Genomic DNA, 23,846 nt, shown 5'->3' with positions numbered 1-23,846 from the left:
ACCATGGCCGACGAGAACCCCCCTGTGACCCCGGACGGCGTGACCGCCGAGGGCGCGCCCGCCACCATCGAAGGCGTAGGCATGCGCGTCGAGCCCGTCGGGCTCGAGACGGAGATGCAGCGCTCCTACCTCGACTACGCGATGTCCGTCATCGTCTCGCGTGCGCTGCCGGACGTACGGGACGGCCTCAAGCCCGTCCACCGCCGCGTCCTGTACGCGATGTACGACGGCGGCTACCGCCCCGAGAAGGGCTTCTACAAGTGCGCCCGCGTCGTCGGCGACGTCATGGGTACGTACCACCCGCACGGCGACACCTCCATCTACGACGCGCTGGTGCGCCTGGCGCAGCCGTGGTCGATGCGGATGCCGCTGGTCGACTCCAACGGCAACTTCGGCTCCCCGGGCAACGACCCGGCCGCGGCCATGCGGTACACCGAGTGCAAGATGGCGCCGCTGTCGATGGAGATGCTCCGGGACATCGACGAGGAGACCGTCGACTTCCAGGACAACTACGACGGCCGCAACCAGGAGCCGACGGTCCTGCCGTCCCGCTTCCCCAACCTGCTGATCAACGGCTCGGCCGGTATCGCGGTCGGTATGGCCACGAACATCCCGCCGCACAACCTCCGCGAGGTCGCCGCCGGTGCCCAGTGGGCGCTGGAGCACCCGGAGGCCTCCCACGAGGAGCTGCTGGACGCGCTGATCGAGCGGGTCAAGGGTCCGGACTTCCCCACCGGCGCGCTGGTCGTGGGCCGTAAGGGCATCGAGGAGGCCTACCGCACCGGTCGTGGCTCGATCACCATGCGCGCGGTCGTCGAGGTCGAGGAGATCCAGAACCGCCAGTGCCTGGTCGTCACCGAGCTGCCCTACCAGGTCAACCCGGACAACCTCGCCCAGAAGATCGCCGACCTGGTGAAGGACGGCAAGATCGGCGGTATCGCGGACGTCCGCGACGAGACCTCCTCGCGCACCGGCCAGCGCCTGGTGATCGTCCTCAAGCGGGACGCGGTCGCCAAGGTCGTCCTCAACAACCTCTACAAGCACACCGACCTGCAGACCAACTTCGGCGCGAACATGCTCGCCCTGGTCGACGGGGTGCCGCGCACCCTCTCGCTGGACGCGTTCATCCGCAACTGGGTCACCCACCAGGTCGAGGTCATCGTCCGCCGGACGAAGTTCCGGCTGCGCAAGGCCGAGGAGCGGGCACACATCCTGCGCGGCCTGCTCAAGGCGCTGGACGCGATCGACGAGGTCATCGCGCTGATCCGGCGCAGCGAAACGGTCGAGGTGGCGCGCGAGGGCCTGATGGGCCTGCTGGAGATCGACGAGATCCAGGCGAACGCGATCCTGGAGATGCAGCTGCGCCGGCTGGCCGCCCTGGAGCGCCAGAAGATCACCGCCGAGCACGACGAGTTGCAGCGCAAGATCAGCGAGTACAACGCGATCCTGGCCTCGCCGGAGCGCCAGCGTCAGATCATCAGCGAGGAACTGGCCGCGATCGTCGAGAAGTTCGGCGACGACCGGCGCTCCAAGCTGGTGCCCTTCGAGGGCGACATGTCCATCGAGGACCTGATCGCCGAGGAGGACATCGTCGTCACGATCACCCGTGGCGGCTATGTGAAGCGCACCAAGACCGACGACTACCGCTCGCAGAAGCGCGGCGGCAAGGGCGTGCGGGGCACGAAGCTCAAGGAAGACGACATCGTCGACCACTTCTTCGTCTCGACGACCCACCACTGGCTGCTGTTCTTCACGAACAAGGGCCGGGTCTACCGCGCGAAGGCGTACGAGCTGCCGGACGCGGGCCGCGATGCGCGCGGTCAGCATGTGGCCAACCTGCTCGCCTTCCAGCCGGACGAGCAGATCGCCCAGATCCTGGCGATCCGCGACTACGAGGCCGCGCCGTACCTGGTGCTCGCCACGAAGGCCGGTCTGGTGAAGAAGACGCCGCTCAAGGACTACGACTCGCCTCGCTCCGGCGGTGTGATCGCGATCAACCTGCGCGAGCAGGGGGACGGCAGCGACGACGAGCTGATCGGCGCCGAGCTGGTCTCCGACACCGACGATCTGCTGCTGATCAGCAAGAAGGCGCAGTCGATCCGCTTCACCGCGACCGACGACGCGCTGCGGCCGATGGGCCGGGCCACCTCTGGTGTGAAGGGCATGAGCTTCCGGGAGGGCGATCAGTTGCTCTCGCTGAATGTCGTGCGCGAGGGTACGTTCGTCTTCACCGCCACGGACGGCGGCTATGCCAAGCGGACCGCGGTGGACGAGTACCGCGTCCAGGGCCGCGGCGGCCTCGGCATCAAGGCCGCCAAGATCGTGGAGGACCGGGGTTCGCTGGTCGGCGCCCTGGTGGTCGAGGGGACCGATGAGATCCTCGCGATCACCCTGGGCGGTGGCGTGATTCGTACGCGGGTCAACGAGGTCCGCGAGACGGGCCGTGACACCATGGGTGTCCAACTGATCAACCTGGGCAAGCGAGATGCCGTGGTCGGCATCGCACGGAACGCGGAGGCCGGGCGCGAGGCCGAGGAGGTCGACGGGGACGTCCCCGAGGCGACCGAGGCGGTCACGGAAGCCGGACCGACGGCGGCCGAGGGCGAGGAGCCCACGGCGGAGTAGCACGAGGAGCAGGGCGTGAGTGGAGCCACGGGCGCTACGGCGGGCGGACCGGGAGTCGGCAAGGATTCCTCGTCCGGACCCGCGACCGTGACAAAGGACGGCGCCCGTGGCTCCGCCGCGTCCGGAGGCCCCCGAGACGAGGGCTCCAACCAGGGGGGAACCGTGCCCGACACGCGTCAGCCGCAACCAGAGCCCCAGCAGCCCCAGCAGCCTGCTCAGGGCAGCCAGAGCCAGCCCTACCAGCCTCCGCAGGCCTACCGCACCGGTGGCAGCCAGGCCGTGCGCAAGCCCCGTACGGGCGCCGGTACGGTTCCGCGCACCCGCAAGGCCCGGCTGCGGGTGGCGCGCGCCGATCCCTGGTCGGTGATGAAGGTCAGCTTCCTGCTGTCCATCGCCCTGGGTATCTGCACCGTCGTGGCCGTCTCGGTGCTGTGGATGGTGATGAACGCGATGGGCGTCTTCTCCACCGTCGGCAGCACGATCAGCGAGGCGACCGGCTCGGGCGAGGGCGGCGGTTTTGATCTCCAGGCGTTTTTGTCGCTTCCGCGGGTGCTGCTGTTCACGTCGATCATCGCGGTGATCGACGTGGTGCTGGCGACGGCGCTGGCGACGCTGGGGGCGTTCATCTACAACCTGTCCGCGGGCTTCGTGGGCGGGGTGGAGCTCACCCTCGCCGAGGACGAGTGACGGCCCTGGTGAGGGGTCCGTCGGAGGCGCTGCCGAACCGATTTTGGGAACGCCTCTGAAGTGCGCTAATCTTTCGGTGCAGCGAACGCGCGGCTATAGCTCAGACGGTTAGAGCGCTTCCCTGATAAGGAAGAGGCCCCAGGTTCAAGTCCTGGTAGCCGCACTGCACACTCGGCCCGGCCGGAGATCTCTCCGGCCGGGCCGATGCGTTGTGGGGACGAAGGCGCCGGGCCGATTCGCCGTACCGGAAGCGGAAGTTGAGCCTCCTGCGAGGTCAGAACGCCGGGTGTAGCCGGGCTCGGCAGAGATAACCGATCGGTATCGGTCGGTGTGTATCATCGGCCGACATAGGTCCCCTACGTCAACGAAAGACGAGGTCGCGCGGTGAAGAAGCTTCTCCTGGTCGCACTGGCCGCCATCGGCGGGCTCCTCGTGTACCGCCAGATCCAGGCGGATCGCGCCGAGCAGGATCTGTGGACGGAGGCGACCGACTCCGTGCCCGCAGGTTCGGGTGTGTGAGACCGCAACGCACAGCAGGTACGGACCCCGGTTGCCCTTGGGCGGCCGGGGTTCCGTGCGTCGTGGTCCGTGCGGCAGGGGATCCCGCGTTGTGGCGCGGCTGCGACGCCAACCCCTTGAATTTGCGTTAGCACATTACTAACTTGCACTAGCAAAGATGACGTATGTGCCGTCACGGTGTGCGTTGACGTGCGGGTGCGCGGATGCGTTGATGTGCGGGACGAAACGCGCGGCACACGGCGGTACCCAAGGGGGACGAGGGACATGGCACGACGACGCCGCAGGGGGGCGGTGGCGTTGCTCGGCGGGCTGCTGCTGGCGCTGGTCGCCACGCCGCTGCACACAACGCCGGCGGTGGCCGCACCGGCCGCCCCGTCCGCCGAGGGCAGCGGCATGGTGATGGTGCTGGACTCCTCCGGCTCCATGGCTGAGAAGGACGGCTCGGGCGGCACCCGGATCGCCGCCGCCCGTAAGGCCGTCGGCACCGTGGTCGGCGCGCTGCCCGCCGGCTATCCGACCGGACTCCGGGTCTACGGCGCCGACAAGCCCCACGGCTGCGACGACACCCGGCTCGCCCAGCCCGTCGCCCCGCTCGACCGGACGGGTCTCGTACGCGCCGTCAACGGCGTCAGGCCCAAGGGCGACACTCCCATCGGACTGTCCCTCACCAAGGCCGCCCAGGACCTGCCCAAGCCCTCCCAGGGATCGATCGGCAAGCGCACGATCCTGCTGATCTCCGACGGTGAGGACAACTGCCAGACGCCGCCGCCCTGCACGGTCGCCGCCCAACTCGCCAAGGCCCACGTCGATCTGCACATCGACACCATCGGCTTCGAGGTCGCCGGCCGGGCCCGGGAGCAGCTGGAGTGCATCGCCAAGTCCGGCAACGGGCAGTACTTCGACGCCCCCGACGCCCAGGCGCTCGCCCGCCAGCTCCAGAGGGCCGGCCAACTCTCCGCCGACGGCTACCGGTTCAAGGGCGCGAAGGTCCGCGGTACGCCCACCAAATCGAATGCGCCCGGCATCGCTGAGGGGCAGTACCTCGACAGCATCGGGCCGAATGAGAAGCGCTATTACGCCGTCGATCTGGACGCGTCCTCCACGGCCGATTTCTCGGCGACGGTGGTGCCGCAGCCCGGCGCGGCGGTCGGCCTTCTCGACGCCCTGCACACCGAGATCGACTACGGGATCGACAGCACCTGCGACTCCACCCACGAGCTGTTCGGACAGCGGCAGGGCGCCACCCCGCTCACCTCCGGCCTGAGCCGCATCCCCTCGGTGAACGGCGGATCCGGCTGCGACAAGGCGGGCCGTTACTGGTTCGTCGTCGAGCGCAAGGCCGCCAAGGATTCGGATGCCTCGCGCTGGCCGCTCGAGGTGATGTTTCACGTGGAACATCCGCTGAAGAAGAGCGTCACGCCCGCGCAGTCCGAGCCGGAGTACGGTGCGGGCGGCAAGGACGCCCCGGTGCCCACCAGCCCTCCCAAGCCCGTCACCGGCGGCACCGGCTTCAACGACGCCCGTGCCCTGACTCCGGGCGTCTGGCGGGACAAGATCCTTCCCTCGCAGACCCTTTGGTACAAGGTGCCGGTCGGCTGGGGCCAGCAGCTCCGCTATGACGTGCAATTCGCCAACGAGCCCACGCTCAAGGGCCACACCGCGGCCCTCGCCTACGGCGGCACCCAGGTCTACACCCCCGCTCGGGCACCGGTCGGCAGCGGCACCGGGGAGTTCTCCCCGCAAGTCCCCTACACCGGGCAGCCGGCGTCGCTGAGCATGGGGACGGTCCCGGTCGCCTGGACCAACCGCTATGAGAGCAGCCCCAACGTCATTCCCGTCCACGACAAGGGCAATTTCTACATCGCCGTGATGCTGAGCGCCCGCGCCTCCGAGATCGCCCGGAGCGCGCAGATCGGTGTGGTGCTGCGGGTCGCCGTACTGGGCAAGGCGAAGGCGGGCCCGCAGGCCGGTGCTTCCGTCGCCAAGAGCGCGGCGGACGGCACCGGATCCTCGCCGGACGGCACACAGGGCGGCGAGGCGGGATGGGCGGCCGGCCCGGTGGTCGCGGCCGTCTTCGGCGGCATCGGCGTGCTGCTGCTGGCCGGACTCGGGTTCGCCTTTCTGCGGGCACGCAGGAAGCCACGGCCCCACGGTGCCGATTCGGATGCGACGGGGGGCGGCTCGTGGTGATGCGGCGCGGTACGCACACAGGGATTGCCGCGACGGCGGCGCTCGCCATGGTGGCCCTCCTGCCGGGCACCGTGGGGGTGGCCTCCGCCGATGACGTACCTGCCTATGAGATGGCGCCGGGCGCCACCCCGATCACCGGCAAGCCCGGCACCGACGAGGCGCCCCGGCTCGAACCGGGGCTGCACACTGACCACATCGAGCGCAACGAGAAGAAGTTCTACGAGGTCAAGCTCGACGCCAAGTCCAGCACCTACTTCTCGGTGGTGGCCGCTCCCAGGCCGGGCACCAAGGTCGAGCAGTACAAGGACAGACTGACCGTCAAGGTCCAGGACGCCAGCGGCAACACCTGTAGTGCGGAGCGTTCGCAGTCCTTTCACGCCGGCGGTACGGCCTATCCCATCGGCGACTACGCCAGCCGTGACATCGGGGGCGCGGGGACGCAGTGCAAGGCTGCCGGTCTGTACTACGTCGTGGTCACCCGCGAGGGATCACCCACGTCAGGCCCTGCCGCGTGGCCGATCGAACTGGGCTACGCCCAGGAGCCCCCGGTCAAGGGCACCGTTCCCACCGCTCCAGGGACCGACGGCTCCCGCACCACGACCCCCGCGCCGCGCGACGACACGGACAAGCGCCCGGTCCGGGGCGGTACGGGCTTCAACGACGCGGGCCGGGTCGACACCGGCGTCTGGCGGGACCGGATCATGCCCGGGGAGACCCGCTTCTACCGGGTGCCGGTCACGTGGGGTCAGCGGCTCAACCTCACCGCGGATCTGCCGAACGCCGCCAAGCCCGGCACCACTCGATTTGTCGCGGACGCGCTCGGGCTGAATGTCTTCAATCCCGCACGCGGCGTCGTCATCAGCGACAACTTCGTGATGTACGAGGGCCAAGGGGCCCAAGCCAAGGAGTTCACCGCTCCCGTCGACTACGGAAACCGCTTCGGCATCACCGAATCGGCCAAGGCGATGCGGTTCCCGGGCTGGTACTACCTCGAGGTCACCCTCAACGCCGAGGCCAGGTCGTACTTCCCCAAGGGCGCTGACCTGACCCTGCGGGTGGACGTGAAGGGAGCCGCGAAGGCTGGGCCCACCTACGCCGGGCCCGCCCCCAGGTTCACCGATACCGATCCGGACGGGGGGATGGCGCCCGACTCACAGGAGGCCGAGAGCGGCACTCTGCGCGTGGTCGCCTACGGCGGGATCGGCACCGGTGTGGCGCTTCTGACGGGACTGGGCGCCTGGACGCTGGTGGCCCGGCGCAAGGCCGCCGGCGCCGCAGCCGTGCCGGGGGCATCGGGGGCAGCTGGTCGGCTCCCCTACGAGGCCCAGCAGCCGACCCAGCCGCGGCCGCCTCAACAGGGGGGTGGCGGCCAGCAGTTCGGGCCGCCCCAGGGCTGAGAGGGGCTCCCGGCGGGGCCGCGGTGGCGCACCGTCAGGAGACGGCCAGCGCCCAGATGCCCACCGCTATGCACAGCAGCGCGACGATCAGCACCGGTACCGCCACCTTCGCGGGCGGTCCCGGCCGTCTTTCCGGCAGCGGAGCGGGCCGTACACCGGCCGGGGTGCCCGCAGTGGGCGACGCCGGGGCGGGCACCGGATGCGGTCCCACCGTGTACGGCCGGGTCGCCGCGGCCTCCGGCCGGATGGCCGCCGTCGGCTCGTACGACGGCATCGGTGCCGGTGGCGGTGTGGTCGGCGGGGCGGGCACGGCCTGGCCCGTAGGCGTATGGCCGGAGGGCGTATATCCCGGGGGCATGGCGCCGGGAGGGCTGCTCGGCGGGGGCGTGGGCGTCGGCGGGGTTCTTGGCTGCTGCGGCGTGGACGATGTTTCACGTGAAACCGACGGCGATGTTTCACGTGAAACAGGCGGCGCGAGCTGAAAGCTTCCGGTGTCCGACATCGAGCCCCCGGCGGCTGCCGCCGCGGACGCGCCCTGGGAGGCGAGCGGTCCCTTGGGCCCGAACCCGCTGGGCAGCGGCCCGATGTGGTCGAAGACCTCGACGACCTCGTCCTCGATCGTCACCTCCGGCAGCAGCTCGGCCGCCGACAGCACCGCCTTGCGCGCTCCGGTGGCCGTCTTGAACCGGGCCTCGGGATCCGGGTGCAGCAGACCGGCCAGCACCTGCCACAGCGGCTCCGGTACGTCCTCGGGGGCATGCGGGATGCCGTGTTCGACGAAGTGCCGGACCAGCGCTTCGGCATCGGGCTTGGTGCCGGTGATCAGATACAGCGCGACCAGACCGACCGCGAACAGATCCGCCGGGAAGTCCGGTTCGGCGCCCAGCATCTGCTCCGGCGCGAAGTAACCGGGAGTACCCACCACATAGTTGGTCTCGGTCAGCCGCGGTTCGCCCTTGCGCATCGCGATGCCGAAGTCCGACAGACGCAGATGGGGACGGCCGGTGCCGGTGGCCTCCAGCAGCACGTTCGCCGGCTTGATGTCGCGGTGCACCACGCCCTCCGCGTGCACCGCCGTCAGCCCGGCCAGCAACTGGTCCAGCAGGATGCACACGAACCGGGGCGGCAGCGGGCCGTAGTCGCCGATCAGATGCGCCAGCGAGCCGCCGTGCACCAGATCCATGGTGAACAGCACTTTGTCGTCATCCGCCGCCCAGCTCGCCGGGGCCAGGACATGCGGATGATCGATCCGCATCGCCTGTTCCCGTACGAAGCGCAGCAGGGTGTGGGCATCGCTCTGCTGCAGGACCTTGGCCGCGACATAGCGGCGCCGCCGGTGGTCCCAGGCGCGCCAGACGGCGCCGACGCCGCCTCGTCCGATCGGGTCGACCAGCTCGTACCGACCGGAGAAGATCTCACCCATGAGGCCCCGTTCCGCGTCCGCGTTCCGCTGTGGCTAGCTCTGGTGCGCCTCGTAGTGCGCCACCGCATCCGCGGTGCGGCCCGCACCGTAGACCCTGAGGAACTCTGCCAGTTCGGGGTGAGTGGCGGCGAGGGAGTTCGCTGCATCGATGATGTCGCCGGCGTCGGAAACCGACCGCAGCAGCGACTGAATTTCCCGCACCACCCGCCGCACGGTGGTGGCCCCCGTCGACGACGTCTGCTGCGTGGTGTTGTTGAGCACCGAACCGCCGGCCGTCTTCTTGATCTCTTCCATCCGATTGGTGGCCTCAGCCGCGCTGGCGCTGCCGTCCGCGACCTGCCCGGCCAGTTCCTGCAGCGCCTGGACACGCTGCACCACGGCCGGGTTGCCTATCTTGGCGCGCTGCCCGCTCATCAGCTGCGACAGCATCGGGGCGGACAGTCCCAGTACGGCGGCGAGCCGGGCCTGGTTGAGGCCCAGATCCTCGATGAGACGGCGGAACAGCGCACCCAGAGGCTCCCCGTACCAACTGCGCTGAAGCTCCCGGGCTCGCGCGGTGGCTTCCTGCTGTGCTGCGTCCATGCGTCTCCCCTGTCTCCCCGATCGCGCTTCGCTGCCGCGAATCTCGCGAAGCATCCTACGGAGAGTGGCGGGGTGCGGCGATACCCGGTCGGGAAAGCGGTCGGGTACCAGGTACCCTGGTCCGCGAAAGGGGCCTTAGCTCAGTTGGTAGAGCGCTGTCTTTGCATGGCAGATGTCAGGGGTTCGACTCCCCTAGGCTCCACCGCCCGATGCCCTCTGATCTGTGAAAACACAGGTCAGAGGGCATTTTCGTGCGCGCAAAGACGTCCGGGCGCGTGCTGCTGTCATCCGTGCAGGTGCAGCCGCTGTCCCGGGTAGATGTGGTCGGGGTTCGCGCCGAGGGTCCGCCTGTTCATCTCGTACAGGGCCCGGGCGCCGCCGCGAATGCGCCGGTGGTGCGCGATGGCCGAGAGACAGTCGCCCTGTTGCACGATGTAGTGGCGGCCGGTGCGGGCACCGGCCGCCAGGTGGCCGCGCCGGTACGACGGGCGTGAGTGGCGGGGTGTCGACGAGTGGCGGCGGGTGACCGTTGCGCCGTTGTCGGACTCATCGGAGCCGGACAGGCCGTAGTGGCCGCAGTTCGGCCAGGGCGCCAGCCCGCGGTCCTCGACGATGCGCTCGCCGACCGCGATCTGCTGCCACCGGGAGGCGAGGTCGGCGCGCGGGGCATAGCGCTTGCCGCCGTAGGCCTGCCAGGTGGTGGGGGCGATCTGGAGGCCGCCGTGGTAGCCGTTGCCGGTGTTGATGTGCCAGCGGCCGCTGCTCTCGCAGGCGGCGATCGCCTCCCAGTCGGTGTCCGCTGGTGCCGTTGGCGGTGCGGCCGCCGCGACGGCCCGGGTGGCGAGGCCAGGGGCGCTCAGCAGCACGATCAGTACGGGCAGGATCGCTTCGATGGACCGTTTGACGAAACGCGACGACATGACGGTACTCCTCCGCTGTGCTCCGACAGCGGCCGTGGAGCAGTGCACACCACGACCGATGGGCAGGCACGAGGTAACCCGTCAATATGCTTTTCAGCACGCTTGGTGACCGTGAAGGCGCGTGTTTCACCTGGTTGGACGCACGGGTCATGACGCTGCGTCATGCTGTGCGGACAGGGCCGCTTCGGAGGCCCCGGCGAAGGCCCGGCGGCGGCCGTGTGGCCTTCGCCACGGGGCCTGCGGAGGACGCCAACGGGCCGTGCCCGCCGCCCCGTTGAGGGGTCGGCGGGCACGGCCCGTCGAGAGGGTGCGGGGCGTCAGGCGGAGGTGCCACCGCCGCGCTCGTCGGCCTCGTCCTCGTTCTGCTTGGCCTGGACCTCGGGGTCGAGGGAGGCGCCCTCGCTGCCGTCGACGGCGCCCAGGCGGCCGCGCTCGCCGACCTCGGTGGGAGCGGGCGGCTCGACCAGCCAGTCCGGGTTGGCCTGCCTGTCCCACCACTTCCAGGCGGCGATCGCGCCGCCCACCAGGGCACCCAGCACCGCCAGCCGCTTGGCCACCTTGCCGGCGCAGGCGCGGCGGTGATGCTTCTTCTGGAGCCTGGTGATCTCGGCGGCCGTCACCTGGCCGCGCAGCGCCGCGAGTGCGGCGGTGCCTCGCGCCAGGGCCTCCTCGCGCACCGGCTCGGCGGCCGCGCGGGCGCTGCTCACCGCGTGCTCCAGCCGCGGCGCGGTGTACTCGGCCGCCTGCCGGGCGGCCTTGCGGGTCCGGCCGGCGGCACGGCAGGCCGCGGCGTCCACCTTGGGCGGCAGCGCCTCACGGGCGTGCTCCAGACGCGGGTAAAGATGTGCCTCGTACTGCGCACGAGCCTGGTGCGCGGCCTCGGCCACTTTGGGGCCCATACGGGTACGGGCCTCGTGTGCATAGTGCACGGCGGCGTCCTTCGCCGTACCGGCATACGGAGCCACCACCTCCGCGGCGTGCCGCACGCTGTCCTTCGCCGTACCGGTCGCGGCGCGCACGCTGTTCTTGCGGGTCACGGGATCCTCCTCCTCGGTGGCGTGTCCGGGGCTGTGGGGCGGTCCCCATATCTGCTGTGTCGCCTGTCCGCCCGGTTGGAGATCATGCCCGCTCACCTGTCGTAAGGCATGTACGAGCGGGCATCCGGGTCAGGGGAACCTTCCGGAGCCTTGTGACGACAATGCCACGGTTTGCGCCCTCGCGCGCCCGGTTGCGCAGGTCCGTCACATCGCGCCGAAACGGGAGCAGCGGCAAGAAATCAGTACGAAGGCTGCCCGGAGGTGGTGCCGGGCGACGGCGGACGGGGTTCGTGCGAGGATCGGTAACCGCCAGTGAAGACTTATGGAAGGTAGATCGTGGCTGAACAGCTCTACGCCACCCTGAAGACCAACCAGGGCGACATCGAGATTCGGCTTCTGCCGAACCATGCCCCCAAGACGGTCAAGAACTTCGTTGAGCTCGCCAATGGTGAGCGCGAGTGGACTCACCCGGCCACCGGCACGAAGTCCACGGACAAGCTGTACGACGGCACGGTCTTCCACCGTGTGATCAGTGGCTTCATGATCCAGGGCGGGGACCCGCTGGGCGACGGCACCGGCGGCCCCGGCTACCAGTTCGGGGACGAGTTCCACCCCGACCTGTCCTTCAACAAGCCCTACCTGCTCGCCATGGCGAACGCCGGTCCGGGCACCAACGGCTCGCAGTTCTTCATCACCGTCGCGCCGACGAGCTGGCTGACCGGCAAGCACACCATCTTCGGTGAGGTCAGCACCGATGCCGGCAAGAAGGTCGTGGACGCCATCGCCGCCGCCCAGACCAACCCGCGGACCGACCGCCCGGTGAACGACGTCGTCATCGAGTCGGTCGTCATCGAGACCCGCGAAGCCTGAGCGAGTCCCGCGGCCCGAGCCCGGACCGATAGCGTCCCGCTCGGGGAACCATTGCGCCCCGCCCGGTCGTACATCAGGCGGGGCGCGAAGCACGACCGGGGCGGTTGGTCGGGCGACGGGCGCGAGAGGCGGCGCTCCGACGCGCTCAGGCCGAGAGGACGACGAGGGGACCGATGGACCAGGTGCCAGGCAGCCCACAGGAGCCGAAGGACGCCCGGGGCGGCGACGGCCTGCCGGCGTGCTACCGCCATCCGGACCGTACGACCGGTATCCACTGCACCCGCTGCGAGAAGCCGATCTGCCCGGACTGCATGGTCAGCGCCTCGGTCGGATTCCACTGCCCGGACTGTGTACGCAGCGGTGGCGGCACCGGACGCTCGGCGACCGCGACTCAGCCGCGCACTCTCGCGGGCAGCGCCATCGCCGCCAATCCGCGGCTGATCACCCTGATCCTGATGGGCCTCAATGTCGCGGTCTTCATCGCGGTGCGGGCCGAGGGCGCCCGGCTGCTGAGCGAACTGGGCATGCTCGGCCGCACCCCTCCCGGCTATCTGCCCCAGGGGGTTGCCGAGGGCGAGTGGTACCGCCTGGTGACCGCGATGTTCCTGCACCAGGAGATCCCGCACATCGCCTTCAACATGCTCTCCCTGTGGTGGCTGGGCCCGCCCCTGGAGGCGGCGCTCGGCAGGCTGCGGTTCACCGCCCTGTACATGCTGTCCGGGCTCGGCGGGAGCGCCCTGACGTATCTGGTCGCCGATCCCGCCGGATTCTCCCTCGGCGCCTCCGGCGCGATCTTCGGACTGCTGGGTGCCACCGCCGTCCTGATGCGCCGCCTGCGCTACGACATGAAGCCGGTGCTGATCCTGCTCGGCCTCAATCTGGTCTTCACCTTCACCTGGCCGAACATTTCCTGGCAGGCGCACATCGGCGGCCTGGTCGTGGGCGCCGCGGTCGCGTACGGCATGGTGCATGCGCCGCGGGGACGCCGGAATCTGGTGCAGGCCGCGACGTGCGCGGTGGCGCTGCTGGCGATCGTCGCGGTGGTGTGGGTACGGACCCTTCAGCTGGTGGGCTGAGGGCCGTCAAAAGCCCGCCGCGCCAGGTTGTCCACAATGCGTGGCGGATCTTGTGCAAGCTGTGGGGAACGCCCGTACGGTGCCCTGCTGACCTGCGTTTCCCCAGTCGGGACGGGGGATGACAGCGGCGGGGGCCGGTCGTCGCCGATCACACCGGCGTCAACCTCCCGAGGGTTATCCACAGATCTTCTGAAGTTTTCCCCGCCTGTGGATAACTGTGTGGATGGCCTTGGGCAGGGCTTGCCGGACGGGCATCCGGGCCGGTCCGGCAACGCCGTGACGGGATCCGGCCCACCGCCGGGCCCGCGCTACTTCCACTGGGTGGAGACGCCGAACCCCACCGCGATGAAGCCGAAGCCGCACACGATGTTCCAGTTGCCGAGGGCCTTGATCGGCAGACTGCCCTCGGAGACGTAGAAGAGCACGATCCAGGCGAGCCCGATCAGGAACATCGCCAGCATCAGGGGCGCCACCCAGCCACGGCCTGAATTCATCTTCAGATTCGTGGTCTTCGCCGGAGGCGGGGTGAAGTCGTCCTTCTTGCGGATCCGTGACTTCGGCACGAGGAACACTCCTGTCGATGCTGCTCCCCGCTCTCGGCAGGGCGCGAGCGGGCGGCTGCCCCCACCTGCGCGGGGACGGTACGGAAGGGCTGCCGGGAGAGGAAGCGGTGGGCAGCGATTCCTCGCCCGTGGCGTCCGTTAGCGTAGTGCTTCCGCGGCGTCGTAAGGAGTAAGGGTACGTTGAGCACTTCCGCGAACTCCCCAGGTCGCCCCGCCCGGCCCCGGCTGCGGCCGGTACGGATTCTGACCCTCACCGTCTTCGCCCTCGCCGGCCTGCTGTTCTGGCTCAGCTTCGACACCGCCCGCGGCACCAATCTGCGCTCGGACGATTCCATGCTGCGCCTGTCCGACCTCATCCAGGAACGCAGCCACAAAAACGGCGCCCAGGACGACCGCAACGCCGCCCTGCGACAGGGCGTCGACGCCCTCGCCCAGCGCGACAACGGCAGTTCCCAGGCCGAGGACGCCAAGCTCAAGGCCCTGGAGAAGAACGCCGGTACCAAGCCGCTGACCGGCCCGGGCCTGACCGTCACCCTCACCGATGCCCCGCCCGACGCCACCGCCAAGATCCCCGGCATTCCCGAACCCCAGCCCAACGACCTGGTCATCCATCAGCAGGACCTACAGGCCGTGGTGAACGCCCTGTGGCAGGGCGGCGCCAAGGGCATCCAGGTCAAGAACCAGAGGCTGATCGCCACCAGCGCCGTGCGCTGCGTCGGCAACACCCTGATCCTCCAGGGCCGGGTCTACTCCCCGCCGTACACCATCACCGCGGTCGGCGACCGCGCCGCCCTCGCCCGGGCGCTCACCGCCTCGCCCGCCATCCAGAACTACCTCCAGTATGTGAACGCCTACGGCCTGGGCTGGAAAGTCGATCAGCACGAGACGGTGACTCTTCCCGGCTACTCCGGCACAGTGGACCTCCACTACGCACAGCCTGTGAAGCCGTAGCCCGCGCGCCGCGGGGCGGCGGGAAGGGCGGGGCCGGATGACGGTGCGGAGCCGGAGCACGGTGCGCTGGATCGTACGGACGCTCAGCGAAATCTGTGTCACCGCCGGTGCGCTGATCGTGCTCTTCGTCGTCTACCTGCTCTTCTGGACCGGCGTACGGGCCGACAGCGCCATGGACGGCGAGATCGGCAGGCTCCAGCAACAGTGGTCGACCGGTCCGGTCGCAGCCCACGACAGCGACCCCGCACCCACCGAGCCCAAGCCGCCCGCCCCCTACAAGGAGGGCGCCTCCTTCGCCGTGATGTACATCCCGCGGCTCGGCGCGGACTGGGCCAAGCCCGTACTGGAAGGCACCGCGCCCGACGTCCTTCATCGGGGCCTGGGCCACTACGACCACACCGCGCGGCTCGGCCGGACCGGCAACTTCGCCGTCGCCGGGCACCGCCGCACCTACGGCGACCCCTTCAAGGACTTCCCACAGCTGCGTCCCGGCGACGCCGTGGTGCTCACCGACGGCACGACCTGGTTCACCTACCGCATCGACAACCGCCCCTACACCACGCTGCCCGACGACATCGGCGTGATCGACCCGGTACCGGCGAAATCCGGCTACAACGGCCCGGGACGCTATCTCACCCTCACCACCTGTGAACCGGAATGGGGCCACAGTCACCGGCTGATCGCCTGGGCCCATCTGGATTCCACCCAACCCGTCACACAGGGAAGGCCGTCGGCTTTGACCGGCTGACCCACCAGCGACCCCTCCGGCCCCTTACTCTGGTGGGGCAATCGACAACGTCATCGGCATCGGCAAGGGGACAGCGAGCGCATGTACGGCTGGATCTGGCGGCATCTGCCGGGCAACGTATGGGTGAAGGCGCTGATTTCAGTGGCGCTGGTGCTGGCGGTCGTCTTTGTGCTCTTCCAGTACGTCTTTCCGTGGGCGGAGCCGCTGCTGCCCTTCAATGACGTCACGGTCAATGAAGGGATGGCGGCACTCCGATGACCGCACGGATTCTCGTCGTCGACAACTACGACAGCTTTGTCTTCAACCTCGTCCAGTACCTCTACCAACTCGGTGCCGAGTGCGAGGTACTGCGCAATGACGAGGTCGCGCCGCGGCACGCGCAGGACGGGTTCGACGGCGTGCTGCTCTCGCCCGGCCCCGGCACGCCCGAGCAGGCCGGCGTGTGTGTGGACATGGTCCGGCACTGCGCGGAAACCGGCGTCCCGGTGTTCGGCGTCTGTCTGGGCATGCAATCGATGGCGGTCGCCTACGGCGGCGTGGTGGACCGGGCCCCCGAGCTTCTGCACGGCAAGACCTCGCTCGTCGCCCACGAGGGCGCCGGGGTCTTCTCCGGCCTGCCCTCCCCCTTCACGGCCACCCGCTATCACTCCCTGGCCATCGAGCCGGACACCGTCCCCGACGAACTGCTCGTCACCGCCTGGACGGAGGCCGAGGACGCCCCCTGCGGACGCATCATCATGGGCGTGCGGCACCGCGAACTCCCGGTGGAGGGCGTGCAGTTCCACCCCGAGTCGGTGCTCACGGAGTGGGGCCACAAGATGCTCGCCAACTGGCTGGTGGAGTGCGGCGACGAGGGAGCCCTGGGGCGGTCCGCGGGGCTTGCCCCGGTGGTCGGCAAGGCCGGCGCGTGACGTCCCTGCGCCCGGAGCGTGAAGGGAGACCCTATGAGCCGTACGAATCCGAGCAGCCGTATGCGTCCGAGCGGCCCCATGCGCCGCAGGAACCGTACGACCCGCCGGATCCGTACGGTGATCCCGCGTTCGAGGCGGCCGTAGGGCAGCTCGACGACCCGCTGAACGACCCGCTCCCCGGACCCTCGCCCCAGCGCTCCCAGACACCGGCGCCCAGCCCCTTTGATCAACCCTCGCGGCGGGGCAGGCATGCCGCGAGCGAGAGCGCACGGCCTGCCCCGAGCGAGAACTCGCCCTGGTTCCGGCCGCACAGCTCGCCGGAACCACGCGCCCCGCGCGCACAGAGCCCCGCCCGGCACTCCGATGAGGGCTACGTCCCCTCGTACGCGACCTATGCGGCCGCCGAGTCGATCGCCAAGACGATCGCCGCGTCGCAGCGGGACGACGAGACCATGGCGCTGCGCCAGGCCAAAGAAGCGGACGCAGACCACGACGGCGACGATGTTTCACGTGAAACCGTCGACCGTGCCGATGTTTCACGTGAAACATCGGGCGACGGCACTGTTTCACGTGAAACATCGTCGGCACCCGCCCCCGGCGGGCGGGCGGCCCGGCGCAAGGCTGCGCAGGAGGCCGCCAAGCGGGGTGGAAGACGCGGCAGGCACGGTGCGGGGGCTTCCGCCGCAGCCAAAGCCGCCACGACCGTCAAAGCCGCCGCCGACCCGCCTCCTGCCCCTACTTCCCGGCTGGAGGCCCGACGCGCCGCACGCGCCGCCAAAGAGAGCTTCAGCCTGATCGTCAGCCGCGCCGTGGGCGAGGTCTTCATCACCCTCGGCATACTGATGCTGCTCTTCGTCACCTACCAGCTGTGGTGGACGAATGTGATGGCCGACGAGGAGGCGGGCGGCGCCGCCACCACCCTCCAGCACCAGTGGGACAAGGGCGGTGGGGAGAAGAAGAACCTCGCGGTCGGCGAGCGCTTCGGCATCATCTACATCCCGAAGCTCGATGTGAAGGCGCCGATAGCGGAGGGCGTCGACAAGCACAATGTGCTTGACCACGGCATGGTCGGCCACTACGACAAGAGCAGCGGGATCAAGACCGCCATGCCCTGGGACACGAAGGGCAACTTCGCGCTGGCCGCCCATCGCAACACCCACGGCGAGCCGTTCCGCTATATCAACAAGCTCACCAAGGGCGACAAGATCGTCGTCGAGACGCAGAGCGCGTACTACACCTACGAGATGGAGAGCGTCCTCCCGCAGACGTCTCCGAGCAACACCAGCGTGATCGGCCCGGTGCCGCCCGGCTCCGGATTCACCGGCCCGGGGCGCTACATCACGCTGACGACCTGTACTCCGGAGTTCACCAGTACCTTCCGGATGATCGTCTGGGGCAAGATGGTCGATGAGCGCCCGCGGAGCAAAGGCAAACCGCCGGCGCTCACCGGCTGAACGGACGTAAGAGGGGTATGACACGGTGACTGCGACCGGACATGACGAGGACACCGACCCCTCCGAGCCGTCGCCGAAGCCGCGCCGCGGGTGGCGGATCGCCGCCTCCGTCGTCAGCGTCATCGGTGAACTGCTGATCACGGCCGGACTGATCCTGGCCCTGTTCGTCGTCTACTCGCTGTGGTGGACCAATGTCCTCGCCGACCGCGAGGCACACAAGCAGAGCGACGCGGTACGCCAGCACTGGGCGAAGGCCGACCACCACAGCGGCCCCAAGGGCCCGGGCGAACTGGACACCAAGGACGGCATCGGCTTTCTGCATGTCCCCGCGATGGACAACGGCGAGGTGCTGGTCAAGAAGGGCACCGGCACCGACATCCTCAACGAGGGGGTCGCCGGCTACTACACCAAGCCGGTCAAGTCGGAGCTGCCGCAGGACAAGAAGGGGAACTTCACCCTCGCCGCGCACCGCGACGGCCATGGAGCGAAGTTCCACAACATCGACAAGCTCAAGGACGGCGACCCGATCGTCTTCGAGACCCGGGACACCTGGTACATCTACAAGGTCTACGCCGTGCTCAGCCAGACCTCGAAGTACAACGTCGATGTGCTCGACAACATCCCCAAGGAATCCGGCAAGCACAAGGCCGGCCGCTACATCACGCTGACGACCTGCACGCCGGTCTACACCTCGGACTACCGCTACATCGTCTGGGGCGAGCTGGTGCGCACCGAAAAGGTCGACGCGGACCGCACCCCGCCCGAGGAACTCCGCTAGGCCGGGTCTGCCCAAGGCTTATCGCCCTTCCCGAGCACCCCGCCGACGACGAAGCCCCGGCCGCCCTCCACGGGCTGCCGGGGCCTTGTCGTACGACGCTGTGACGCTGCCGTGGGGTGTTAATTCCCCCCGAAGGCACCGCCAAAGAGGCCGCCGTTGCCGTTGCCCCCGTTGCCGCCGCCCTGGGTCGTCAGGATCACGGTGGTGTTGCTGGGGTCGGACGGCTGGTCCGCCGGCGGGTTCTGCCCGGTCACCTGGGCGTTGTCGTCCTGCGGGCCTGCGATCTGGACGTTGTTGAAGCCGGCCTGCTGAAGGGTCTTCTTCGCGTCCTTCACCTTCTGGCCGACGACGTTGGGAATCGGCGTCTGCGCCGGGGCCTTGCCGACCGTCAGCGTGATGGTGGAGCCGGGCTTGGCCTGGGTGTTGCCCGTGGGGTCCTGCTTAAGAACCTTGCCAACCTGGTTCGGGTCGGTGACTTCCTGATCGGTCGGGGTGACCTTGAAGCCGTTGTCCTGCAGCTGCTTCGTGGCCGCCGCGATGTCCTGGCCCGTAACGTCCGGGACGGGCACCTTCGGGTTCTCCCGGGCGACCGTCAGCGTGATCTTGGTGTCCTTGGCCACCTGGGTCTGGGCCGGGGGGTCCTGACCGATGACGGTGCCCGGCGTGCGATCGGAGACCTTGTACTCCGGAACGACGTTGCGGAAGCCCTTGTCCGCGAGATCCTTCTGCGCGTTCTCGAACGAGCTGCCGCCCACGTCGGGGATCCGCACCTTGACCGGCCCCGTACACAGCGTGACCGTGACCGTGTCGTCCTTGTTGATCTTTGTCCCGGCGTCCGGGGACTGCGAGGTGATATGGCCCTTCGTGGTGTTGTCGCAGGGCTTGCGGCCGCCCACGGCGACCTTGAAGTTGCCGTTCTGCCCGTACGTCTTGGCCTCGTTCAGCGTCTTGCCGACGAGGTTGATCAGCGGCTCCTTGCTGCCGACGTCCCTACCGGTGAACATCGCCTTGCCGATGAAGATCGCCCCGACCAGCACCAGCACCGCCGCGAGCACCAGCAGAATCGTCGAGGTACGGCTCTTCTTCTGGCCGCCCCGACGCCGGTCGGCGCGGTCGTCGTAGCCGTAGCCCCCGTCGTCGGCGTTCATCGGCGGAAGCATGGACGTCTTCGGGCCGCCGTCCTGCGGACGCAGCATCGTGGTCGGCTGGTCCTGGTCGAAGCCGCCCGCGGCCATCGCGGAGGTCGCGGCGACCGGCTGGCCCTCCAGCGCCGCCTCGATGTCGGCGCGCATCTCGTCGGCCGACTGATAGCGGTAGTCCGGGTCCTTGACCAGCGCCTTCAGGACGATCGCGTCCATCTCCGGCGAGATCTCGGGATCGAAGTTGCTGGGCTTCTGCGGCTCCTCGCGGACGTGCTGATACGCCACCGCGACCGGCGAATCGCCGACGAACGGCGGCCGGACGGTGAGCAGCTCGTAGAGCAGGCAGCCGGTGGAGTACAGGTCGGAGCGGGCGTCGACCTGCTCGCCCTTGGCCTGCTCGGGCGAGAGGTACTGCGCGGTGCCGATGACCGCCGCGGTCTGCGTCATGGTCATCCCGGCATCGCCCATGGCCCGGGCGATACCGAAGTCCATGACCTTGACCTGGCCGGAGCGGGTCAGCATGACGTTGGCCGGCTTGATGTCACGGTGCACGATGCCGGCGCGGTGGGAGTACTCCAGCGCCTGCAGGACGCCGATCGTCATCTCCAGCGAACGCTCGGGCAGCAGTTTGCGTCCGGAGTGCAGCAGCTCACGCAGCGTGGAGCCGTCGACGTACTCCATGACGATGTACGGGATCGAGACCCCGTCGACGTAGTCCTCGCCGGTGTCGTACACCGCGACGATCGACGGATGGTTCAGCGAGGCGGCCGACTGGGCCTCACGGCGGAACCGGGCCTGGAAAGACGGATCGCGGGCGAGGTCGGCCCGCAGCGTCTTCACAGCGACGGTGCGGCCCAGACGGGTGTCATGGGCGAGGTAGACCTCCGCCATGCCACCGCGGCCGAGCACCGACCCCAGCTCGTACCGGCCGCCGAGGCGACGCGGCTCTTCCATAAGCTTCTCCAGCCCTCTCCGTCAGTCCCGACCGCACCCGTGTGTGGTCCGGCGGTGTGCTGTCCGGGCATACCGTACCCGGCGCGCCGTACCGGACCGGGTCGCTGTCGCAACCTGATATCCGACCGGTATTGGCACGGCCCGCATCACTTGTTGCTCTCGATGACCGCCTCCATAACGCTCTTGGCGATCGGAGCTGCGAGCTTGCCGCCTGCGATGTCATTGCGGAGTGTGTCGGATCCCTCAATGACGACGGCCACCGCGACGGGGGTTCCCTTGGAGGTCTTCGCGTACGAGATGAACCAGGCGTACGGGTTGTCCTTGTTGTTCTCGCCGTGCTGCGCCGTACCGGTCTTGCCGCCCACGGTGACGCCGGGGATCTGGGCCATGGTTCCCGTGCCCTTCTGGACCACGGTCTGCATGATGCTCTGGATCTTCTGCGCGTTCTCCGGGGTGAGCGGCTGGCTCATCACCTGCGGGGTGTGCTGCTGGACCACATTGAGGTTCGGGGCCTCCAGCTGCTCGACCATGTACGGCTTCATCAGCTTGCCGTTGTTGGCGACCGCCGAGGCGATCATGGCCATCTGCAGCGGAGTGGCGCGGTTGGAAGCCTGGCCGATGCCCGCCATGGCGTTCTGCGGCCGGTTGTCCGTGGGGAAGATGCTCTCAGCGGCCCGGACCGGAGTATCGATCTTCGAGTTGTTGAAGCCGAACTTCTCCGCCTCGGCCTTCATCTTCTTGTTGCCGAGGTCCGCGCTGATCTTGCCGAAGACGGTGTTGCAGGAGTATTGGAGCGCCGTCCGCAGGCTGGCGTTCTCACACGGGATGCTGCCTTCGTTCTTCAGCTCGATGCCCGAGGTGTCGGGCAGCGTGTACGGCAGCGGCGAGCGGGTGTCGGCGTCGACGTCGGTGTACAGCCCGTTCTCCAGGGCCGCCGAGGCGGTGACGACCTTGAAGGTGGAGCCGGGCGGGTAGGTCTGGCGCAGCGCCCGGTTGAGCATCGGGTCGTCCGGGTCGTTCTTCTTCTGCAGCGCGTTGAACGCCTCGGCGTCCTTGTTGCTGTTGCCGGCGAACGTCGAGGGGTCGTACGAGGGGGTGCTGGCCAGCGCCAGGATCGCGCCGGTCTCCGGGTTGATCGCGGCGACCGCGCCCTTCTTGTCGCCCAGCCCCTCGAAGGCGGCCTTCTGCGCCTTGGCGTCCAGCGTGGTCACGACGTTGCCGCCGGCCTGCTTGCCGCCGGTGAACATGTCGACCGTGCGGCTGAAGAAGAGCTTGTCGTCGGTGCCGGAGAGGATGCCGTCGTTCAGCTTCTCCAGCTGGTTGGAGTCGAAGGCCTGCGAGGCGTAGCCGGTGACCGGCGCCCACATCTTGCCGTTCTTGTACGTCCGCTTGTACTTGAAGTCGCCGCTGTCGGTGATCGTCGAGCCGGTGACGGCCTTGCCGTCCACGATGATGTTGCCGCGCGGCTTGCTGTAGCGCTCGATGGCGACCCGGCGGTTGTGCGGGTCGTTCTTGAGCTGGTCGCCCTGGACGAACTGCACCCAGTTGACGCGGATCAGCAGAGCGAGGACGAGCAGGCCGCAGAAGATCGCGACCCGGCGCAGTGGCTTGTTCACGGACGGACCACCTGGGTCATCTCGGCGTCGGTGGACGGGGCGGGGGCCGGCGCGGGCCGGCGAGCCGTGTCGCTGATCCGCAGCAGGATCGCGACCAGCGCCCAGTTGGCGATCACGGACGAACCACCCTGGGCGAGGAACGGCATGGTCATACCGGTCAGCGGGATCAGGCCCGTCACACCGCCGGCGACGACGAAGACCTGGAGCGCGAAGGCGCCCGACAGGCCGATCGCCAGCAGCTTGCCGAACGGGTCGCGGGCGGCCAGCGCCGTACGGATGCCCCGCTCGATCAGCAGGCCGTAGAGCAGCAGGATGCCCATCAGGCCGGCCAGGCCGGTCTCCTCGCCGACGGTGGCGAGAATGTAGTCGCTCTTGGGCGCGATACCGCCGATCAGGCGCGAGTAGCCCTGGCCGAGACCGGAGCCCATGATGCCGCCGGAGCCGAAGGCGTACATCGACTGCGCGGTTTCGGTGACGCCGCCGTTGGAGGCCAGGGCCAGCGGCTCGAGCCAGTTGTGGACCCGGACCTGGACGTGCGACTCGAACGTCGCCACCGCGACCGCGCCGCCCCCGCTGAGCAGCAGGCCGAAGACGATCCAGCTGGTGCGTTCGGTCGCGACGTACAGCATCACGACGAACAGGCCGAAGAACAGCAGCGAGGTACCCAGGTCGGTCTCGAAGACCAGGATCATCAGGCTCAGCGCCCAGATCACCAGGATCGGGCCGAGGTCACGCCCGCGCGGCAGGTACATGCCCATGAAACGGCGGCTGGCCAGCGCCAGCGCGTCCCGCTTCACCATCAGGTAGCCCGCGAAGAAGATCGCGATGATGATCTTGGCGAACTCACCGGGCTGGAGACCGCCGACACCCGGGATGGTGATCCAGATCCGGGCACCGAAGCGCGCGGGGAAGAACACCGGCGCGATCAGCAGCGCCAGCGCCACGACCATGGAGATATAGGTGTAGCGCTGCAGCACGCGGTGGTCCTTGAGGAACACCAGGACGGCCAGGAAGAGCCCCACACCGAGCGTGGACCACATCAGCTGGCCCGGTGCCATCGCACCGCCGAGCTGCTTGGTGGTGATCGCCGGCTCCTGGTCGAGCCGCCAGATGAAGACCAGACCCATGCCGTTGAGCAGGGTGGCGATGGGCAGCATCAGCGGGTCGGCGTACGGCGCCCACTTACGGACGACCAGATGCGCGACACCGGCCAGCAGCCCCAGCCCCAGCGCATACCCGAGCACGCCGGCCGGCACCGAACCGTCCTTCGCCAGACCGACGTTGACGTAGGCGAACACCGGGATCAGCACCGCGAACAGGAGCATCGCCAGCTCGGTGTTGCGGCGGCTCGGGGCTCCGATGGTGCCGACGGTGGTCGTGTTGGTACTGCTCATGAGATGTCC

At 68.9% G+C, this 23,846-nt stretch carries 21 protein-coding genes and 2 tRNA genes; 15 read left to right on the top strand and 8 right to left on the bottom strand.

Annotation, left to right across the window (positions count from 1 at the left end):
• Positions 1-3 precede the first annotated feature (3 nt).
• From gyrA to B1H19_RS21345, 6 genes are all read left to right on the top strand, one after another.
• Positions 4-2,625 (top strand): DNA gyrase subunit A, encoded by a 2,622-nt coding sequence (gene gyrA, locus B1H19_RS21370; RefSeq protein WP_083106345.1) that lies wholly within the window; start codon positions 4-6, stop codon positions 2,623-2,625.
• Between the two features lie 15 nt (positions 2,626-2,640).
• Positions 2,641-3,312 carry a DUF3566 domain-containing protein gene (locus B1H19_RS21365; RefSeq protein WP_083106342.1) on the top strand — a complete coding sequence of 224 codons (672 nt, stop codon included), beginning with the start codon at positions 2,641-2,643 and terminating at the stop codon, positions 3,310-3,312.
• Positions 3,313-3,401: 89 nt separating this feature from the next.
• A tRNA-Ile gene (locus B1H19_RS21360) sits at positions 3,402-3,475 on the top strand.
• Positions 3,476-3,696: 221 nt separating this feature from the next.
• Positions 3,697-3,831, top strand: a complete 135-nt coding sequence (locus tag B1H19_RS21355) for a DLW-39 family protein (protein ID WP_003958712.1) — start codon at positions 3,697-3,699, stop codon at positions 3,829-3,831.
• A gap of 264 nt (positions 3,832-4,095) precedes the next feature.
• A complete protein-coding gene (locus B1H19_RS21350; RefSeq protein WP_083106339.1) occupies positions 4,096-6,021 on the top strand; it encodes a vWA domain-containing protein in 1,926 nt (641 codons plus the stop codon).
• Positions 6,021-7,418, top strand: a complete 1,398-nt coding sequence (locus B1H19_RS21345; protein ID WP_083109781.1) for a hypothetical protein — start codon at positions 6,021-6,023, stop codon at positions 7,416-7,418. The genes B1H19_RS21350 and B1H19_RS21345 overlap by 1 nt, the downstream gene beginning before the upstream one ends.
• Before the next feature lie 34 nt (positions 7,419-7,452).
• On the opposite strand, the gene B1H19_RS21340 is transcribed toward B1H19_RS21345, so the two are convergent.
• Positions 7,453-8,841: a serine/threonine-protein kinase gene (locus B1H19_RS21340; protein ID WP_083106337.1), complete on the bottom strand. Its 1,389-nt coding sequence runs from the start codon at positions 8,839-8,841 to the stop codon at positions 7,453-7,455.
• Positions 8,842-8,874: 33 nt separating this feature from the next.
• Entirely contained in the window at positions 8,875-9,423 is a 549-nt protein-coding gene (locus tag B1H19_RS21335; protein ID WP_083106334.1) for a helix-turn-helix domain-containing protein, read from the bottom strand.
• 129 nt (positions 9,424-9,552) lie between these two features.
• On the opposite strand from B1H19_RS21335, the gene B1H19_RS21330 reads away from it, so the two are divergent.
• Positions 9,553-9,625: transfer RNA gene (locus tag B1H19_RS21330), tRNA-Ala, on the top strand.
• 82 nt (positions 9,626-9,707) lie between these two features.
• Here the strand turns inward: B1H19_RS21330 and B1H19_RS21325 are convergent.
• On the bottom strand, positions 9,708-10,343 hold the full coding sequence (locus B1H19_RS21325) for a LysM peptidoglycan-binding domain-containing protein (protein WP_083106332.1): 636 nt from the start codon (positions 10,341-10,343) through the stop codon (positions 9,708-9,710).
• 317 nt (positions 10,344-10,660) lie between these two features.
• Positions 10,661-11,380, bottom strand: coding sequence for a DUF5324 family protein (locus B1H19_RS21320; RefSeq protein ID WP_083106329.1), 720 nt, complete (start codon positions 11,378-11,380; stop codon positions 10,661-10,663).
• A 336-nt stretch (positions 11,381-11,716) separates the two neighbouring features.
• On the opposite strand from B1H19_RS21320, the gene B1H19_RS21315 reads away from it, so the two are divergent.
• Together B1H19_RS21315 and B1H19_RS21310 are read left to right on the top strand one after the other, a co-directional pair.
• On the top strand, positions 11,717-12,250 hold the full coding sequence (locus B1H19_RS21315; RefSeq protein ID WP_083106326.1) for a peptidylprolyl isomerase: 534 nt from the start codon (positions 11,717-11,719) through the stop codon (positions 12,248-12,250).
• Between the two features lie 173 nt (positions 12,251-12,423).
• Positions 12,424-13,326 (top strand): rhomboid family intramembrane serine protease, encoded by a 903-nt coding sequence (locus B1H19_RS21310; protein WP_083106324.1) that lies wholly within the window; start codon positions 12,424-12,426, stop codon positions 13,324-13,326.
• 308 nt (positions 13,327-13,634) lie between these two features.
• On the opposite strand, the gene crgA is transcribed toward B1H19_RS21310, so the two are convergent.
• A complete protein-coding gene (crgA, locus tag B1H19_RS21305) occupies positions 13,635-13,889 on the bottom strand; it encodes a cell division protein CrgA (protein WP_083106321.1) in 255 nt (84 codons plus the stop codon).
• Between the two features lie 180 nt (positions 13,890-14,069).
• Here crgA and B1H19_RS21300 point away from each other — a divergent pair, with 180 nt between their 5' ends.
• The 6 genes from B1H19_RS21300 (at position 14,070) to B1H19_RS21280 (ending at position 18,731) form a co-directional block, all read left to right on the top strand.
• Positions 14,070-14,840 (top strand): DUF881 domain-containing protein, encoded by a 771-nt coding sequence (locus B1H19_RS21300; protein WP_083106318.1) that lies wholly within the window; start codon positions 14,070-14,072, stop codon positions 14,838-14,840.
• A gap of 37 nt (positions 14,841-14,877) precedes the next feature.
• Complete coding sequence (locus B1H19_RS21295) at positions 14,878-15,588, top strand: class E sortase (RefSeq protein ID WP_083106315.1); 711 nt, start codon at positions 14,878-14,880, stop codon at positions 15,586-15,588.
• Positions 15,589-15,669: 81 nt separating this feature from the next.
• Positions 15,670-15,846, top strand: a complete 177-nt coding sequence (locus B1H19_RS39305) for a hypothetical protein (protein ID WP_030064419.1) — start codon at positions 15,670-15,672, stop codon at positions 15,844-15,846.
• The gene (locus B1H19_RS21290; protein WP_083106313.1) at positions 15,843-16,499 is read left to right on the top strand and encodes an aminodeoxychorismate/anthranilate synthase component II; all 657 of its coding nucleotides are present in this window, start codon (positions 15,843-15,845) and stop codon (positions 16,497-16,499) included. Before B1H19_RS39305 ends, B1H19_RS21290 begins: the two co-directional genes overlap by 4 nt.
• A complete protein-coding gene (locus B1H19_RS21285) occupies positions 16,496-17,953 on the top strand; it encodes a class E sortase (RefSeq protein ID WP_107426099.1) in 1,458 nt (485 codons plus the stop codon). The genes B1H19_RS21290 and B1H19_RS21285 overlap by 4 nt, the downstream gene beginning before the upstream one ends.
• A gap of 25 nt (positions 17,954-17,978) precedes the next feature.
• Positions 17,979-18,731, top strand: a complete 753-nt coding sequence (locus B1H19_RS21280) for a class E sortase (RefSeq protein WP_083106311.1) — start codon at positions 17,979-17,981, stop codon at positions 18,729-18,731.
• A 119-nt stretch (positions 18,732-18,850) separates the two neighbouring features.
• Here the strand turns inward: B1H19_RS21280 and pknB are convergent, their stop codons facing one another.
• The 3 genes from pknB to B1H19_RS21265 form a co-directional block, all read right to left on the bottom strand.
• Complete coding sequence (pknB, locus tag B1H19_RS21275; protein WP_083106308.1) at positions 18,851-20,827, bottom strand: Stk1 family PASTA domain-containing Ser/Thr kinase; 1,977 nt, start codon at positions 20,825-20,827, stop codon at positions 18,851-18,853.
• 146 nt (positions 20,828-20,973) lie between these two features.
• A complete protein-coding gene (locus tag B1H19_RS21270; RefSeq protein WP_083106305.1) occupies positions 20,974-22,443 on the bottom strand; it encodes a peptidoglycan D,D-transpeptidase FtsI family protein in 1,470 nt (489 codons plus the stop codon).
• Positions 22,440-23,837 (bottom strand): FtsW/RodA/SpoVE family cell cycle protein, encoded by a 1,398-nt coding sequence (locus tag B1H19_RS21265; RefSeq protein WP_083106303.1) that lies wholly within the window; start codon positions 23,835-23,837, stop codon positions 22,440-22,442. Before B1H19_RS21265 ends, B1H19_RS21270 begins: the two co-directional genes overlap by 4 nt.
• Between the last annotated feature and the right edge of the window lie 9 nt (positions 23,838-23,846).

The sequence above is a fragment of the Streptomyces gilvosporeus genome, from assembly GCF_002082195.1.
In the GTDB taxonomy this organism is placed as follows: domain Bacteria; phylum Actinomycetota; class Actinomycetes; order Streptomycetales; family Streptomycetaceae; genus Streptomyces; species Streptomyces gilvosporeus.
Note: the sequence above shows the minus strand (reverse complement) of the source record. Positions and strands in the feature narration are given on the sequence as shown.